We start from the raw sequence: 16,608 nt of genomic DNA on the forward strand, positions 1-16,608 counted from the left end.
AACGGATATGGACGAGACAACAAACTTCGCAAGGCAGCACTTCGACGTCGCCATCGCCGGAGGCGGATTCGCCGGAACCGCGGCAGCGATCAACCTCGCTCGGGCCAACCGGAAGGTGTGCCTCGTAGATGCGGGTGCGCCACGCAACCGAAACAGCGAGCACATGCATGGCGTGATTGGTCTCGACGCAGTGAATCCTTCCGCGCTGCTTGCCCGCGGCCACGCCGAGTTCGTGTCTTACGGTGGGATCCTCATCGACGGTCGCGTAGACGCTCTGGAGCAAACGTCCGCGGGTGAATGGTCGGTGAAGCTTGCGTCGGGCGAAGCATCCACGGCCTCGCAGGTGCTCGTTGCAACCGGAATCACGGATGTGCTCCCCGAAGTCCCCGGGTTGAGCGAGATGTGGGGCACCCGTGTCTTCCACTGTCCGTACTGCCACGGGTGCGAAGTCAACGGCACGAACCTCGGTGTCGTCGGCGGGAAGAACCCGGGGTTCACCACCAGGATCGCAACGCTACTGACCAAGTGGGCGGCCAGCGTCACGCTGCACGCAAACGGGATGAACCTGAGCCCAGAACAGCGTGAACGCCTTCAACAGCACGGAGTAACTCTCGTCGTCGATGACGTAGTGCAGGTGTCGCCAGCGACTGACGACGACCACGCCGTCGAGATCACCACAGGCTCCGGGGCGATTCGCTATGACGCCTGCTTCACCGGACCGGAATTCAAGCCGAACGATGAGCTCCTCCGAACGGCAGGCTGTACCGTTGCAAATGGCTGGGTCCAGGTTGACGGAGGCAAAACCTCAGAGCCTGGACTGTGGGCGGTTGGCAACGTTGTCAGCTCACCGGATCAGGTCTCTCAAGCGCTCGGCTCGGGTGCCGCCGTCGCGATCGCCATCGACCAGCATCTCTTCGACCAATGCTAGCCCTCCATCGCGGTGGAGAGGCTGGAGGGCCTGACCAGCCAGGCGTAGACCGCACCCGTGATGTTGTGCAGCACCGCCGCCACGGCACCCGGGAGTGCAGCCTCGGGCGCGAAGAACTTGCCGGCCATGCCGCTCGACAGACCCGCGGATTGGGTGCCCACCTCGATGGCCACCGTGCGGCGGTAGCTCTCCGGCTGGCCGCAGAGCTTGGAGGTGTAGTAGCCCAAGACGTATCCAAGCACGTTGTGCGCGAGCACTGCGAGGAACACGATGAGACCAACTTCCAGCAGCGCATCTTTGTTCTTGGCCACCGTCGGGAACACCACGCCACCGATACCGATGATGGAGATCCACGGCAGGATGGGCGAGATCTTCTCCATCCACGCATCGAGAAGGTAACGCAGGAGAATGCCACCGATGACCGGGATTAGGACGGTCTGCGCGAGCGATTTCGCCATGCCTGCCGCGTCCACCTGGATCTCGGCACCGGCGAGCAGCAACATGAGCATCGGCGTCATGATCGGCGCGATCAGGGTGGAAACGCTGGTCATAGCGACGGAGAGCGCTACGTCGCCTTTAGACAGGTATGCGATGACGTTCGAGGAAGTGCCGCCCGGCACCGAGCCGAGCATGAGCAAACCAACCGCCAGCATCGGGTTGAGGTTGAAAAGCTTTGCGACGAGCACCGCTGCCAACGGCATGATGAGGAACTGGGCAATCACACCGATCAGGACGGGGATCGGGCGGCGCGCGATCTCTTTGAAGTCCGGGATCGTCAGGGTCAGACCCATTCCGAACATGATGATCATTAAGAAGTACGTGATGTACTGCGTGAGCGGAAGGAATGGGCCCGGTGCGAAGAACGCAATGGCCGAGCCGACAAGGATGAAAATAGGAAACGCGGTGACAGCAAAGGCGGCGGATCTATCCTTCGCTGAAGTGAATTCAGGTTCGATGGGTGCGCTCATAAGCCTTCCTATCCAAAGCGTGGAACGGTGAGTTCCGTTTCATAGGATAGAGGGCACTGTACGCTACGTCACATTGAAGGGCGCGATGACGCCTCCCTCACCGTTTAGACCGTGGCGGTGCGGGCCTCTGCGGCGAGCGCCTCGGCAGCCACGATGCGCTTGCCTTGGCGGCCGGAGATGCGCGCCCACTCGTCCGGGTTCGTAGTGTTCGGCATGTCCTCGCTCTCGTCCTGCTCAGTGCGCACGGCCTCCCGCAGGTGCGCTGCAGTGACGCCACCTGTGTTTGTACCCGCAATCTGGTCCTTAATTGCCAGTTTCTTGGCCCGGTCCACCACGTTGGCGATCATCGCGCCGGAGACAAAGTCGTGGTAGTGAAGCGTTTCAACGGTGCCGTCGACAAGCTGCAAGCGCACGAACGGGCGAGGGGCGAACAACTCCTCGACCGCTGCCTCGATGAGTGCTTCCGGCGACTCGGCGAGCGGGATGTCCGCGGTGATGTAGCGGGCGAAGATGTCCGCTGCCTCCTTGCGGTTCGGCCGCGATACGCGGATCTTGATGTCCAGGCGGCCCGGGCGCAGTATCGCCGGGTCGATGAGCTCTTCACGGTTGGTCGCGCCGATCACGATGACGTTCGCGATGTCTTCGACACCGTCGATCTCGGTGAGCAGCTGCGGCACGACGGTGGTCTCCATGTCATTTGAGACACCGGAGCCGCGGGTGCGGAAGATAGACTCCATCTCGTCGAAGAACACGATGACGGGGCGGCCGTCGGAGGCGAGTTCGCGGGCGCGCTCGAAGATGAGGCGGATGCGGCGCTCCGTCTCGCCGACGAACTTATTCAGCAGCTCGGGACCCTTGACGTTGATGAAGCGCGCCTGTGCCCCATCACCGATGCGCTGCGACAGCGAATTCGCTACCGCCTTGGCGATCAGGGTTTTGCCGCAGCCCGGAGGGCCGTACAGCAGCAGGCCCTTCGGCGGTGCGAGGCGGTATTGCCGGTAGAGCTCCGGGTAGGCGAACGGCAGCTCGACGGAATCCTTGATCGTCTCGATCTGGCTCGAAAGACCACCGATGTCGGCGTAGGTCACGTTGGGCACTTCTTCGAGCGAAAGCTGGTTGACCTCGGTCTTGGGAATGCGCTCGTAGGCGTAACCGGCCTTCGGATCAATTAAGACCGTGTCGCCAGCGCGAGCGGCATCCTTGAGCGGTTCGGCCAGGTGGACAAGGTGCTCCGTGCCCTGCTGATCAGCCACCAAAGCGCGGTTGCCGCCGATCTTTTCCACCAGCGTCGCAAGCTGACCGGTGGATTCGTAACCGCAGGCCTCGACGATCACGGTGCCGTCGCCAAGCCGGACGAGCGTGCCTGGAGTGAGTGCTGTGGGCTCGACCGTCGGTGCGACTTTGACTCGCATCCTGCGTCCGGAGGTGAAGACCTCTGCTTCCATGCCGCGCGGCGAATCCTCGAGGAAGATGCCGTAGGTCGAGGCGGGCTCACCGAGCGCCTCAACCTGGGCGTAGAGCAGGTTGAGCTTGTCGCGGCTCGACTTGAGCAGTTCCGCAAGCTTGGTGTTGCGCTCGCTCATCGCGCGGTTCTCGCGCTTTAGCTCTCGCAGTTCGGGCCCGAAAGCATCGTCTTCAATCATGCTGTCTAGCTTAACGGCCTAGCTTAACGACGAGCCCTGCGCTGCGGCCTCGGCGGCACCACCCCGTCGGCGAGGCGGCGGGTCCAGACCAGAAACGCAGTGTGCGCGTTCATGCGGTGCTCCGGACGGGTGGCAAGCCCTTCGACCTTCCACTCGCGCAGCAGCGTTTCCCAGGCGCGAGGTTCGGTGAAGCACTTCGCCTCCCGGATGGCCTCCATGATGTTCATCAACTGCGGCACGGTGGCAACGTAGGTCATGAACACGCCGCCGGGAATGAGTACGTCTTTCACCGTGTCGATGAAGTGCCACGGCTCGACCATGTCCAAGATCACGCGGTCGACGGGACCGTCGAGATCCTCGGGGGTGATCTCGCCGAAATCACCGAGACGCGGCGTCCACCACTCGGGGTGCGAGCCGAAGTAATCGGCGACGTTGTCTTTCGCGAACGCGAGGTGGTCGTCGCGGATCTCGTAGGAGAACACGCGACCCTCCGGGCCGACAGCGCGCAGCAGCGACATGGTGAGCGCGCCGGAGCCGGCGCCGGCTTCCAACACGCGCGCCCCCATGAAGATGTCGCCTTCCACGAGGATCTGCGCGGCGTCCTTCGGGTAGATCACCGCCGCGCCGCGCGGCATCGACAGGACGTGGTCCACCAGCAGGTGGCGGAAGCACAGGTAGTCCGCCCCAAGGGTCGACTCCACCACGGACCCCTCGTCGGCACCGATGATGTCGTCGTGCTCAACAATGCCTTTGTGCGAGTGAAACTGCCCGCCCGGCACCAGCTCAATGGTGAAGTGCCGGCGCTTGGCGTCGGTGAGCTGAACTTTGTCGCCGGGCTGAAACGGGCCTGAATACATGGACTTCCTCTGGTTTTTCAATGAGCGGGGTGTTATGCGCCGCTCAAGTATGCCGTAAGCGCCTGCTCAAACCACAGCTGGTCCTTAACACCGGCCAGCTCCCGCGCCGAGTGCATGGACAGCAGCGGGATGCCGACATCAACGGTTGGGATGCCCAGCCGCGTTGAAGCGATCGGCCCGATCGTGGAGCCGCACGGCACCTCGTTGTGGCCAACAAAAAACTGCACGGGCACACCCGCAGAGTCGGCAGCACGTCGCCAGATCGCCTGCGTCTCCGCGTTCGACGCGTAACGCTGGTTAGCGTTGATTTTCAGCACCGGGCCGCGGTTCATCATCGGACGATGCGTCGGGTCGTGCTTGTGGGCATAGTTCGGGTGCACCGCGTGCGCCGCGTCGGCAGAGATCATTGACGACGCCGCGTACACATCCAGCGGGTCGCCCATCCCAGGCACTTCCGCAAGCAGCTTGGCAAGCACGCGCTCCAAAAGCGGCCCGCCGGCTCCTTCGGTGGTCGAGGAGCCAATTTCCTCGTGGTTGAACGCGGCGAGTACGAGCACGTCACCGGACTCCCGGCCGTTGTCTACCGCCGCAAGCATCGCGTTGAGCGAGGCGTGCACGCTGGACAGATTGTCCAACCGCCCCGCCGCCACTAAGTCTCCGAATACCTCTGGGCGTTGTGCGTCAGCAGAAATCAGCTCGTGGGCGACGATGCGCTGCGCATCCACACACGCGGCTTCCGCCACGATCTCTCGCAGCGGCCGATCCTCAGCCAGCACCGGCTGCAGGTGCGTTTGCCGGTTCATCTCCGGCTGGTTGCCGCGGTAGAGGTGAATAGCCAAATGCGGCACGCGGGCGACTGGGCCGGTGGAAACCAGGCGCACCGAGCCGTCGTCAAGCGAGATGCGTCCTGCGAAAGTGAGCTCTCGATCGAACCATGTCTCGACCACTGCCCCTCCATAGACCTCGACAGCGACCTGGCGGAAACCTTCTCCCTCGAAGTCCATGCTTGGCTTGACCACAAGCCCCGGCGAGTCGGTGTGCGATCCGATGATGCGAAAGCGTGGCTGCGGGTTTTCGGGCACCCACCAGGCCACGACCGCCCCGCCTCGCACCATCACGTGCCCGCCCGGTGTGGTTGCGGTGTCCTCCGTGAACCCGGCAGCAACGAGCGCGTCGCGGACGTTCGCAGCTGCGTGATATGCGCTAGGGGAATCAGCAATGAACTCAGCGAGATGCGTCATGCAACCCACCCTAGCGATACCCTGTGATAACGATGACTACACCCAAACCGCTCGCGCTCTCCCCGTCGCGCGCCAGTGACTACCGGCAATGCCCGCTGCTGTACCGCCTGCGCACCATCGATCGGCTGCCCGAGCCGAAGACCATCCAACAGGTTCGCGGCACGCTCGTACACGCGGTGTTGGAGGAGATGTTCGACTGGCCGCGCGAGGAGCGCACCTACCCGGCCGCCGTCAAGCGGCTCAAGCCGGCGTGGGCGCGCATGCAGGAGAAGGAGCCTGATTGCGCCGCGGCAGTCGAGGATGAGCTTCAGTTGCTTATCGACGCCCGCGCCCTGCTCAAAGGCTACTTCCACATGGAATCACCGCTTGGGTTTGATCCGCAGGCCCAAGAGATGTTCGTGGACGCGGTGTTACCGAACGGGGTGCCGGTGCGCGGGTTCATCGACCGGGTGGATGTGGCGCCCAGCGGCGAAGTCCGCGTGGTGGACTACAAGACGGGCAAGATGCCATCTGCGCGGTTTGCCGACGGCGCGCTTGCGCAGATGCGGTTCTACGGCCTGGTGTACTGGCGCTTGTTCGGCGTGATTCCAACCCAGCTCAAGCTGATGTATCTGGGCGTGATGGATTCGCTGATGATCTCGCCGTCGCGCGAGGAGCTGGAGTACTTCGAGCGGGACCTCGGCGACCTTTGGGCGAAGATTGTCGCCGACGGTGTTGAGGGGCGGTTCCGCCCGCGAAAGACAGCCCTGTGCCCGTGGTGCCCGCACCAGGCGCTGTGCCCGGAGTTCGGTGGCACTCCCCCGCCGTATCCTGGGTGGCCCGGTTCGGCGGCGGATGCCACAGAGGACACCACGGAACAGGCGGATTAAAACAAGCCGGTGATCCTGCCGTCGTCATCGATGTCGATGGTGTTCGCGGCCGGAGTTTTCGGCAGGCCAGGCATGGTCATGACGTCGCCGGTCAGCGCAACAACGAATCCGGCACCGGTGCGTGGGATCAGCTTGCGCACGTGCAGGGTATGGCCGGCCGGTGCGCCCAGCTGCGCTGGGTCGTCCGAGAACGAGTACTGCGTCTTCGAGATGCACACGGGCAGCTTGTCGAAGCTGTTGTCTTTGAGCATCTTCAGGTCACGCTCTGCGTTCACGGAGTACTGCACGTTGTCCGCGCGGTAGATCTCGCGGGCAATCGTTTCAATGGCGTTCTCGATTCCGTCCGCTGGGTCGTAGAGCGGTGCCGACGTGTTCTCGGCGAGGCTGTCCAGCAAGAGCTGCGCCAGATCCTCGGCGCCTTCGCCGCCGCGCGCCCAGACATCGGCCTCCGCGAGTGCGACGCCGAGCAGGTCCGCCCATTCGCGGACGAACGCGCGCTCTGCCTCGGTGTCCGTTGCGAAGAGGTTCAGCGCCACAATGGGAGCCACTCCGAACTTTCGCACGTTTTCGACGTGGCGCTCGAGGTTCACGATGCCGTCGCGCAGCGCGTCGAGGTTCTCAGTCTTCAGGTCTTCCTTTGCGACGCCCGCGTTGTGCTTGATGGAGCGGATCGTCACCACGATGACCGCTGCGGCGACATCCAACTCACCGGCCCGGGCCTTGATGTCGAAGAACTTCTCCGCCCCCAGATCTGAGCCGAAGCCGGCCTCGGTGAGCACGATGTCGGCGTAGCTCAAGGCGGTTCGCGTGGCGATCAAGGTGTTGCAGCCGTGCGCGATGTTGGCGAACGGGCCGCCGTGGATGAACGCCGGGGTTCCGCCCAGAGTCTGCACGAGGTTCGGGCTAATCGCTTCCTTGAGCAGCGCGGCCATCGCACCTTCCGCGTGAAGCTGGCCTGAAGTGACGGGGTTGCCGTCAAAGTCCAACCCGATGGTGATTGCCGCGAGGCGGCGCTTCAAGTCGCCGAGGTCGCTGGCGAGACCGAGGATCGCCATGATCTCAGAGGCGGCGGTAATAGTGAAACCGGTTTGGGCAGGCACACCGCTGGTAGGGCCACCCAAACCGGTGACTACGTTGCGCAGCGCGCGATCGTTCACGTCCAAGCAGCGCTGCCAGGTCACGCGACGCGGGTCAATGCGCAGTTCGTTGCCCTGCTGGATGTGGTTGTCAATCATCGCGGCCAGCGTATTGTTTGCGCTGGTGATCGCGTGGAAGTCGCCGGTGAAGTGGAGGTTAATGCTCTCCATCGGCACCACCTGGGAGTAGCCACCGCCAGCGGCTCCACCCTTGATGCCCATGACGGGGCCGAGCGAGGGTTCCCGGAGCGCCACCATCGCTTTCTGTCCCAGGCGTGTCAGCGCGTCTGTGAGCCCGATTAGCACGGTGGATTTCCCCTCGCCTGCGGGAGTCGGCGAAACACCGGTGACCAGCACGAGCTTTCCCGGTTCCGAATCCGGCACCTGGGTGATATCCACCTTGGCCATGTACTTGCCGTAGGGCACCAGCGCCTCATCCGCAACCCCGGCGCGGGCGGCGATCTCGGTGATCGGCTTGAGCTCGTGGGCCTGCGCGATCTCTACGTCGGTCTTGGGCTGGGTCTCCTGCGTGTGCTGGGCTGTCATAGGCCTCAGAGTACCGCAGCGCCGATCGCGTACCCGAGGGCTACAGCGACCGCGATGCAGATCACCCCAGGGATGAGGAATGGGTGGTCAAAGACGTACTTTCCGATGCGTGTCGAGCCCGTGTCGTCCATTTCCACCGCCGCGAGCAACGTCGGATAGGTCGGGAGCACGAACAGGGCGGATACTGCCGGGAAGGCGGCCACTGCGGTCAGCGGGCTGACCCCAATCGCCAGGGCAGCTGGCATGAGCGCCTTTGCGGTCGCCGCTTGCGAGTACAACAGGCATGCCGCGAAGAACAGCACGACAGCGAGCAACCACGGTTGCGCTTGCAGCACGCCGCCGGCGATGCCCTGGATGTCCTCGAGGTAGTGGTTGATGAACGTCGTGCCCAGCCACGCGACGCCCAACACGCACACGCTGGCGGACATGCCGGACTTGAACACTTGGGTGTTCAGCACCTCGGCCGCTTGGGACCGGCTGGTGAGCAGGATGATCGCGGCGGCAGCGAGCATGATAGCCATGATGGCCTCGTTCCGCGGAATTGCGGGATCCTGAATTAAACCGATCTGGTCCGAAATGAGCGTCGCGTAGACCATCACAAGCACAATGGCGGTGAGGAAGATCGCCACGGAAGATTTCGCACCCGGCTTGACGACGGCCGACGAACGCCGGTTCGGCGGGGCGACGAGCCCGTCCCGGAGGCGCTGCTGGTAAACGAGGTCGTCGTCAAGCTCTTTGCCCATTCTGTTTGCCACCCATGCTGTGGGGAAGATTGCGAGGAATGTTGCTGGAAGCATGACCGCGAGCAGCTGCAGATACCCCACACCGAGCGGCTCCAGGATGGATGCCATGAACACCACGGCCGCTGAGATTGGCGACGCGACGATGGCCATCTGCGATGCGATGACCGCGACCGACAATGGGCGCGACGGGCGCACTTTGCCTTCCTTGGCAACCTCGACGATCACCGGAAGGGTGGAGAATGCGGTGTGTCCGGTGCCGGCGAGCACCGTCATCAGCCACGTCACGATCGGCGCGTAGAGAGTAATGCGCTTCGGATTGCTGCGCAGAAACCGCTCGGCGAGTTGGACGAGGTAGTCCATACCTCCGGCGAGCTGCATCGCCGCAATGGCGGCGATGACGCACATAATGATGCCGATTACGTCGAACGGGATGGCGTCTGCGCTGACTGGGACGCCGGTCAGACCAAGCAAAAGGACTCCGAGACCACCGGCGAAGCCGATAGCTACGGAGCCCATGCGCGCACCGAGGACGATGGCACCGAAAAGAATAATGAGCCGCACGAGGAGGAGCACTTTTTGGGATCCTTCAATACAAGTGTTCAGATACCCCTATTATCTGCCTGAAGGTAGTACCTAAGTGGTGTAAAACACTGTGATGTGTACTACCTGCCCCGCGCGGTGCGTGGGCTAACCCCGTGGGCTAACCCCGTGGGTTAATCCTCGTCGATGTAGAGCTTGCCGCGGTACTCCGGGTGCATAAGGTTTTCTTTGCTCAGTGCCTTATCCAGCTCATCTTGGGTCATGAGCTCCTTCTCCAGCACCAGGTCGTACACGCTGCGGCCGGTCTCCGCTGCTTCGCGGCCGATGACGTCGCCGGCATGGTGGCCGATCACGGGGTTGAGGTAAGTGATGATGCCGATCGAGCGGGTGACGTAGGACTCGCAGATCTCCTTGTTCGCGGTGATGCCGGTGACGCACTTCTCGCGCAGGGTGTGGGCAGCGTTGGTGAGCAGGCGGATCGATTCGAACAGGGACTGCGCAATCACTGGCTCCATCACGTTGAGCTGGAGCTGACCGGCCTCAGCGGCCATGGAGACCGTGACATCGTTGCCGAACACCTTGAAGCAAACCTGGTTGACCACCTCAGGGATCACCGGATTGACCTTTGCCGGCATGATCGAGGAGCCGGCCTGGCGCTCGGGCAAGTTGATCTCGTTCAGGCCCGCGCGCGGACCGGAGGAGAGTAAACGGAGGTCGTTACAGGTCTTGGAGAGCTTCATCGCGGCGCGCTTGATCGCGGAGTGCATCATTACATAGGCGCCGGTATCGGAGGTGGCCTCGATCAGATCCGGCGATGCCTGGATGTCCAGACCTGTGACCTCGCGCAGGGCCGCGACGACCTGATCGCGGTAGCCGGTCGGGGTGTTGATGCCGGTGCCGATCGCGGTCGCGCCCAGGTTGACCTCGAGCAGAGACTCGGCTGAGTTGCACAGAGTGCGCTGCTCCTCAGCCAAGTTGGCACCGAAAGCGGAAAACTCCTGCCCCAGGGTCATCGGGACCGCGTCCTGGAGCTGGGTGCGGCCCATCTTCAAGATGTCGGCGAACTCGTCGCCCTTGGCGCGAAACGCCTTTTGCAGGTGGTCGAACTCCTCGATCAGGCTCTGCACCGCGTAGTACACGCCGAGGCGGAACCCGGTCGGGTACGCGTCGTTGGTGGACTGGGACATATTGACATCGTCATTCGGGTTGATCACGTCGTAAGAACCCTTGTCGTGCCCCATGAGCTCCAGCGCCACGTTCGCTACAACCTCGTTGGTGTTCATGTTCACCGAGGTGCCGGCGCCGCCCTGGAATACATCGGAGGGCCACTGGTCCATGCAGTAGCCCTCGTCAAGAATCTTGTCGCACGCAGCGACGATCGCCTCAGCCTTATCTTTCGGCAGGGTGTGCAGACGGCGATTGGCAATTGCGGTGGCTTTCTTCACCTGCACCATGCCGCGGATGAACTCCGGGAATTCATTGATGGTGGTGCGAGAAATCTGGAAATTGTCCACCGCGCGCAGCGTGTGGATGCCGTAGTACACGTCCCCCGGCACTTCCATGGTGCCGAGCAGGTCTTCTTCAATGCGTTGGTTCATGCCCGCCACTATAGGCGGGCAATGCGCAGCTCGGTGGCTAGAATGCCCTCCGCTCCGATCTCTGCAAGCTGGTCCATGACCTGGTTGGCATGCGATTTCCGCACCATCGCACGCACTGCGACCCAGCCGTCGCGTGACAACGGGGACACCGTCGGTCCGGTGATGCCAGGGGTGAGCGCAGCGGCCCGATCAAGGTGATCGCGGCTGACGTTGTAGTCAATCATCAGGTAGTTGTGGGCGGTCAAAATACCGGTGATGCGGTTGAGCACGCGGGTGTGTTCCTCGCCCAGCTCAAAGCCCTGCCGCTTCACGACGACAGCCTCGCTGGTCAAGATCGGGTCCCCAAACGGGGCCAGGCCCTGTTGGCGCAGCGTCGCGCCTGTGGAAACCACATCTGCAATCACATCGGCCACGCCGAGTTTGATCGAGATCTCGACCGCACCGTCAAGGCGGATCACCGCACCCGGGGCGATACCGCGCTCTGCGAGGTAGTCCTCCACCAGGTGCGGATACGAGGTAGCGATCCGCTTGCCCTCGAGTGCGTCCACGGTCCACGTTTCACCTTGCGGTGCGGCGAAGCGAAAAGTCGAGGCGCCGAAACCCAACTGGAGCACCTCATCGACATCGGCACGGGAATCCGCAGCCAGGTCGCGACCGGTGATGCCCAAATCAAGGTGGCCCTGCGCGACGTAGATCGCAATGTCTTTTGGACGCAGGAAGAAGAACTCGACGCCGTTGTCTTCATCGACAACGTTGAGCGCCTTCGTCATGCCACGGCCCTTGTATCCCGCCTCCTTCAGCACACCGAGGGCGTGTTCGGAGAGAGCACCTTTGTTCGGGACAGCGATCTTGATCATGGCCTAGGTTTCCTTCGGTGCAGGTGCGAATGCGGTTTAGAGGTACTTGTACACGTCGTCCGGGGTGAGTCCGCGCTTGAGCATCATCACCTGGGTCCAGTACAGAAGCTGGCTCATCTCCTCGGCGAGCTCAGCATCCGACTGGTACTCGGCGGCGATCCAAACTTCCCCGGCTTCCTCGATGATCTTCTTGCCAATGAAATGCTCGCCGTTATCCAGCGCCTCCACCGTCCCCGAGCCGGACGGGCGTTCAGCGGCCTTGGCGGACAGTTCAGCGAAGAGCTCGTCGAAGGTTTTCACGGTGAGAAAGTCTAACCCACGTCCTCAGACAGACGCTGCTTGCGTAAACCACGCATCGACGTCGCTCGCATCCGCTCCAACAAACTGCGCTGGGTCAAACACGGTAACACCTTCCGGCACCTCAGTTGCCAGGCCGAGCACGACACACCCGGCGGCGGCTCCAGCGCTCATTCCGCTCCAAGAATCCTCAACAACCAGGCAATCCGCGGGGTCTACGCCCACCCGGCGGGCCGCCTCCAGGTACATCTCCGCGTGCGGTTTCGCACGCGCCACCTCATCTGCGGTGATTGTGTCCACGAAGAACTCCCGCCCAACCACGTCGATGCAGGCATCCGCCAACTCGCGTTCAGTGTTGGTGCACACCAGCATCGGGGTGCCACGCTGCTTCAGCGCTACAAGCAACTCCCCGACTCCAGGGTTGACCTCTACGCCCTCGGAAAGCAGCTCCCGCATCCGGGCGTACATCCATGCCTTGTAGCGTTCGACATCGCCGTCGACAAGCGAATGCCCCGCCCACTCCGCGACTATCCGCAAGGTGGTGTCGAAGTTGACTCCGACGGTCCGCTCGCGCACCTCGGCGGTCAGCGGACGGCCGAGGAGCTCGCCGAGTTCGTAGGTGGCGATGCCCCAGAGGGGTTCGGTGTCGATGAGGGTGCCGTCCATGTCCCAAAACACTGCGGCGGGCGCACTACTCAATTTCGGGCAGCTCCTGCAGCGCCTCGTCGGTCGCTCCGGTCGCTGCGGCCGCGCGGAACACCAGCGACTCAATGTCGGCCTTCTCCTCCGGCTCCAGCACCGCGTTGGCGTATTTGGTGTTGAAGTCGTTCAGGTTCTCGTAGAACGGCTTAGTCGCCTGCGCGAGCTGCCGGCCTTCCGGGTCGTCGCCGAGTAGATCGAGCGCGTCGAGGTACATCTCGATCAGGGCCTTGAGCTCCGGCAATGCCTCCGGATCGAAGGGCTCGTCCCACAGCTCTTTGTCATCGTCGTTGAGGTAGGAACCCGTGGCAAAAGTGCGCAGGTCATCGATGAATTCGTCTACATCATCCTGGAACTGTGCGCGGATGGACATCTCCGGAGCGGTCATAGCGTTCATCTTCGCGGATTATGCGCCAACACGCACGCCGAGCAGACCCTCGATTGCCGCAGCAAGCTTGCTGTCATGGTCGCCCGGGGCTTCGTCGAGAAGCTTCAGGGCAGCAGGAGTGTTCAGATCGTTCGCAAGAGCCTCACGAAGCTTATCGACGACCCCTTGCACCCGCTCTTCCTCCACCTCCTGTGAGAGGTTCGTACGCCAAAGCTCGAGTCGGCGCTCGGCGTCGTCGAGGATGTCCTGGGAGAAATCCCGGTCCTCGCGGTAGTGCCCGGCGAACACCGCGAGACGGATCGCGGACGGGTTGTGGCCCGCCTCGGTGAGCTTGTGCACGAAAACGAGGTTGCCCAGCGACTTCGACATCTTGACACCGTCGAGCGCAATCATGCCGGCGTGCACGTAGTGGCCCGCCATGCGCGGGGTGCCGTAAGCCGCTTCGGCATGTGCCGCGGAGAACTCGTGGTGTGGGAAAGCGAGGTCGGAGCCGCCGCCCTGGATAGCAAACTGCGCGCCGAGGCGGTTCGTCGCAATTGCCGAGCATTCGATGTGCCAACCCGGCCGTCCGGCGCCGAACGGAGACTCCCATGCTGGTTCGCCGTCGCGGTGGCCACGCCACAGCAACGCGTCGAGCGGGTCGTGCTTGCCGGGCCGTTCCGGATCGCCACCACGCTCTGCAAAATATGCCTCCATGGTGGCGCGATCCAGGTTGGATTCGTAGCCGAACTGCGTTGTGGCATCGATGGGAGCGTAAATATCGGTCACGCCAGACTCCGGGTCGGTGAGCTCATACGCGGCGCCGTTGTCAAGGAGGCGCTGCACCATCGTGATGACTTCATCGATGGCCTCCATGGCGCCGATGTAGTCCCGCGGCGGGATGACACTGAGCTCTTCCATGTCGCTGCGGAAGAGGTCGATCTGGCTGTTGCCGAGTTCGCGCCAGTCGACGCCATCGCGCTCCGCGCGCTCGAACAGCGGGTCGTCCACGTCGGTGACGTTTTGTACGTACCGCACCTGATGACCGTTGGCGAGAAGCTGCCGATAAACCAGGTCGAAAGTTAAGTAGGTAGCTGCGTGGCCGAGGTGGGTTGAGTCGTACGGGGTGATGCCGCAGACATACATGCCCACTTCACCGTTCGAGTCCGGAGTGACATCGACGGGTTTGACGCGTTGATCAGCGGTGTCGTGTAGCTGCAACGGGACTGGATCGCCGGCGACGGCGGGTACGGACGGAGTCGGCCAAGCATGCATGCGCACCAGACTACTCGCGACTGCGACATACCCCACAGGCGCGACGAATCCCCTAGTAGGGCTGCATGACTCCGGTTGCCAGGAGGATCATAACGATGATTCCAAGCGGGATGCGGTACGCCGCAAACCAGGCGAACGAGTGGTGTGAAACGAACTTCAGCAACCATGCAATCGAGATGTAGCCGAGCACGAAGCCGATGCCCGATCCGACCAGAAGCTGCAGCCCGGACGCGGATTGGCCGGCCTGCGGGTCGAAGGCGTCGGGAAGCGAGAACAAGCCCGACGCGAGCACCGCGGGGATGGCCAGCAGGAAGGAGAACCTGGTAGCCACCTCGCGGTCGAGGTTCAGGAACAAACCGCCAGAGATGGTGCCGCCGGAACGGGACACACCCGGAATCAGCGCGAGGCACTGCCACAGACCCATGAGGATCGCGTCCTTCATGGTCAGTTCCTCGAACCCACGGGTCTTGCGTCCCTTGCGCTCGGCGAGGATGAAGACGAAGGAGAAGAGGATCAGCACCGTGGCGGTGATCCAGAGGTTGCGGAAGTTCTCGCGGATCAGATCCTTAAGCAGCACACCCGCAAGGCCGACCGGGATCGTACCCGCGATGACCATCCAGCCCATTCGGTAGTCGAATCCGCGCTTGGACTTGTCCAGCACCCCGGCAACCCATGCCGTGAGGATGCGCCAGATGTCCTTGGCAAAGAAGACCAGCACCGCGAGCTCGGTGCCCAGTTGGATCACGGCGGTGAAGCTCGCGCCCGCGTCCTGGCCCCAGAACAGCTCGGACACGATGCGGAGGTGGCCCGATGAGGACACAGGGAGAAACTCGGTCAATCCCTGCACAACGGACAACACGATAACTTGGAGCCAAGTCATTGATTCGGTCATGGTGGCAGCTTCGGCTTGAATCACGCTGTGCAACCCTACTCCAACGCAGCTGAAGATCCATGAAGGCCGATTGCTAGTGTGGAGGGCTGTGAAGAAACTCCGCGCATTCGAGGCCGCCGTGGCAGTTCTTGGCATTGCGCTTGGCACTGCGTTTAGCACTGTGGCACTCACCGCGTGCAGCAGCCCGACCGAACTCGCCGACGAGCTCGCGGTGAATATGGGCGACGCCTCCCCTATCGAATCTCCCCCGGCAACGGACCCAGCGGGCGAGGTTCATGAGTACGAACCGGTGCTAGATCTTGACACCACCGATGGGCTCATCGCGGTGCGCACCGCCGACGCGATCACGGTAGGCACCCTCGACGAGATCCTCGGCAACACCGCCGAATCCTGGCCGCTAGAGGCGGAGTGCGGCGACGTCTCTGCCAACGCCGGCGTGTTCGCAGTCGGCTGCGGCACGACGGTACGCACGTTCACAACCTCCGGCGCTGATGAGCACGCGGTTGAACACCCGGCCACAACCGCAACGGTGACCACGAGCGGCGAGATCCTCGCTGCCAGCAACGAAGAGCGCAACGTGTGGGTGTACCGCGACGGCGAGTTGATCAAGACGATTTCCGTCGCACGCGAGACCGACTCCATCCAGGCAGTGCCCGTAGATGGGAAGCCGGACACGGTAGTGCGCACCAACAGCTTCGACACCACCATCCAGGACCTCGATTGGACGGGCGGGCGCCAAGGCGGCACGCTGCGCGTCGGCCTCGGCGTAGGAAAGGTCGCTGGTGGCCAGCATGGGTTGGTTCTCGCCGCGGACACCACTGGCAGCCAGCTCTTGGTCTACACCTCCGACGACATCATCCGCCTCCACCAAATGGCACCCGTGCCCGAAAGCCCGTGGGATGTCGCGTGGGATCCGGCGGATCGCCTCGCTTGGGTCGCTTCCACTTCCTCGAACTTGGTCACCGGGTACGACATCTCGCGCGGCGTGCCGCTCGAGCGGGCACAGCTCCGAACCGTCGCCAATGCGCGGAGCATTGTTTCGCTTGACGACGGCACGCTGGTCCTCGCCTCCGCCACCGGCGACGGCATCCAAATCATCACCCCAGCGCAACAAGACCTGCGGGACCTCCCGACCTCCGATCGTTAAACACA

The 16,608-nt window shown here is 63.0% G+C and carries 16 protein-coding genes; 3 read left to right on the forward strand and 13 right to left on the reverse strand.

Annotated features, from left to right (window positions below; translation table 11 throughout):
* Nucleotides 1-7: 7 nt before the first annotated feature.
* Nucleotides 8-928: an NAD(P)/FAD-dependent oxidoreductase gene (locus CGLAUT_RS06200; protein ID WP_290184046.1), complete on the forward strand. Its 921-nt coding sequence runs from the start codon at nucleotides 8-10 to the stop codon at nucleotides 926-928.
* On the opposite strand, the gene CGLAUT_RS06205 is transcribed toward CGLAUT_RS06200, so the two are convergent.
* From CGLAUT_RS06205 to CGLAUT_RS06220, 4 genes are all read right to left on the reverse strand, one after another.
* Entirely contained in the window at nucleotides 925-1,896 is a 972-nt protein-coding gene (locus tag CGLAUT_RS06205) for a bile acid:sodium symporter family protein (protein ID WP_290184048.1), read from the reverse strand. The two genes, CGLAUT_RS06200 and CGLAUT_RS06205, sit on opposite strands and share 4 nt — an antisense overlap.
* A gap of 104 nt (nucleotides 1,897-2,000) precedes the next feature.
* Complete coding sequence (arc, locus tag CGLAUT_RS06210) at nucleotides 2,001-3,539, reverse strand: proteasome ATPase (RefSeq protein WP_290184050.1); 1,539 nt, start codon at nucleotides 3,537-3,539, stop codon at nucleotides 2,001-2,003.
* A gap of 23 nt (nucleotides 3,540-3,562) precedes the next feature.
* On the reverse strand, nucleotides 3,563-4,396 hold the full coding sequence (locus CGLAUT_RS06215) for a tRNA (adenine-N1)-methyltransferase (protein WP_290184052.1): 834 nt from the start codon (nucleotides 4,394-4,396) through the stop codon (nucleotides 3,563-3,565).
* Between the two features lie 32 nt (nucleotides 4,397-4,428).
* Complete coding sequence (locus CGLAUT_RS06220) at nucleotides 4,429-5,637, reverse strand: M18 family aminopeptidase (protein WP_290184054.1); 1,209 nt, start codon at nucleotides 5,635-5,637, stop codon at nucleotides 4,429-4,431.
* Between the two features lie 32 nt (nucleotides 5,638-5,669).
* Between CGLAUT_RS06220 and CGLAUT_RS06225 the strand changes: the two genes are divergently transcribed.
* Nucleotides 5,670-6,506 carry a RecB family exonuclease gene (locus tag CGLAUT_RS06225; protein ID WP_290184056.1) on the forward strand — a complete coding sequence of 279 codons (837 nt, stop codon included), beginning with the start codon at nucleotides 5,670-5,672 and terminating at the stop codon, nucleotides 6,504-6,506.
* Here CGLAUT_RS06225 and CGLAUT_RS06230 read toward each other — a convergent pair.
* The 9 genes from CGLAUT_RS06230 to CGLAUT_RS06270 form a co-directional block, all read right to left on the reverse strand.
* Nucleotides 6,503-8,188: a formate--tetrahydrofolate ligase gene (locus CGLAUT_RS06230; RefSeq protein WP_290184058.1), complete on the reverse strand. Its 1,686-nt coding sequence runs from the start codon at nucleotides 8,186-8,188 to the stop codon at nucleotides 6,503-6,505. The two genes, CGLAUT_RS06225 and CGLAUT_RS06230, sit on opposite strands and share 4 nt — an antisense overlap.
* A gap of 5 nt (nucleotides 8,189-8,193) precedes the next feature.
* Nucleotides 8,194-9,504: an anaerobic C4-dicarboxylate transporter gene (locus tag CGLAUT_RS06235; protein ID WP_290184060.1), complete on the reverse strand. Its 1,311-nt coding sequence runs from the start codon at nucleotides 9,502-9,504 to the stop codon at nucleotides 8,194-8,196.
* A 140-nt stretch (nucleotides 9,505-9,644) separates the two neighbouring features.
* Nucleotides 9,645-11,069: an aspartate ammonia-lyase gene (aspA, locus tag CGLAUT_RS06240; protein ID WP_290184062.1), complete on the reverse strand. Its 1,425-nt coding sequence runs from the start codon at nucleotides 11,067-11,069 to the stop codon at nucleotides 9,645-9,647.
* A gap of 8 nt (nucleotides 11,070-11,077) precedes the next feature.
* Nucleotides 11,078-11,926: an ATP phosphoribosyltransferase gene (gene hisG, locus CGLAUT_RS06245; protein ID WP_290184064.1), complete on the reverse strand. Its 849-nt coding sequence runs from the start codon at nucleotides 11,924-11,926 to the stop codon at nucleotides 11,078-11,080.
* Nucleotides 11,927-11,962: 36 nt separating this feature from the next.
* Nucleotides 11,963-12,226, reverse strand: a complete 264-nt coding sequence (locus tag CGLAUT_RS06250; protein ID WP_290184066.1) for a phosphoribosyl-ATP diphosphatase — start codon at nucleotides 12,224-12,226, stop codon at nucleotides 11,963-11,965.
* Nucleotides 12,227-12,250: 24 nt separating this feature from the next.
* A complete protein-coding gene (locus CGLAUT_RS06255; RefSeq protein ID WP_343898659.1) occupies nucleotides 12,251-12,922 on the reverse strand; it encodes an HAD family hydrolase in 672 nt (223 codons plus the stop codon).
* The gene (locus tag CGLAUT_RS06260) at nucleotides 12,915-13,319 is read right to left on the reverse strand and encodes a hypothetical protein (RefSeq protein ID WP_290184068.1); all 405 of its coding nucleotides are present in this window, start codon (nucleotides 13,317-13,319) and stop codon (nucleotides 12,915-12,917) included. The genes CGLAUT_RS06255 and CGLAUT_RS06260 overlap by 8 nt, the downstream gene beginning before the upstream one ends.
* 9 nt (nucleotides 13,320-13,328) lie before the next feature.
* On the reverse strand, nucleotides 13,329-14,564 hold the full coding sequence (gene mshC, locus CGLAUT_RS06265; RefSeq protein WP_290184070.1) for a cysteine--1-D-myo-inosityl 2-amino-2-deoxy-alpha-D-glucopyranoside ligase: 1,236 nt from the start codon (nucleotides 14,562-14,564) through the stop codon (nucleotides 13,329-13,331).
* 52 nt (nucleotides 14,565-14,616) lie between these two features.
* A complete protein-coding gene (locus CGLAUT_RS06270) occupies nucleotides 14,617-15,456 on the reverse strand; it encodes an undecaprenyl-diphosphate phosphatase (RefSeq protein WP_290187059.1) in 840 nt (279 codons plus the stop codon).
* An 88-nt stretch (nucleotides 15,457-15,544) separates the two neighbouring features.
* Here CGLAUT_RS06270 and CGLAUT_RS06275 point away from each other — a divergent pair, with 88 nt between their 5' ends.
* The gene (locus tag CGLAUT_RS06275; protein WP_290184072.1) at nucleotides 15,545-16,603 is read left to right on the forward strand and encodes a YncE family protein; all 1,059 of its coding nucleotides are present in this window, start codon (nucleotides 15,545-15,547) and stop codon (nucleotides 16,601-16,603) included.
* Nucleotides 16,604-16,608: the final 5 nt, after the last annotated feature.

Origin of the sequence: Corynebacterium glaucum (assembly GCF_030408855.1) — a bacterium.
GTDB lineage: Bacteria > Actinomycetota > Actinomycetes > Mycobacteriales > Mycobacteriaceae > Corynebacterium > Corynebacterium glaucum.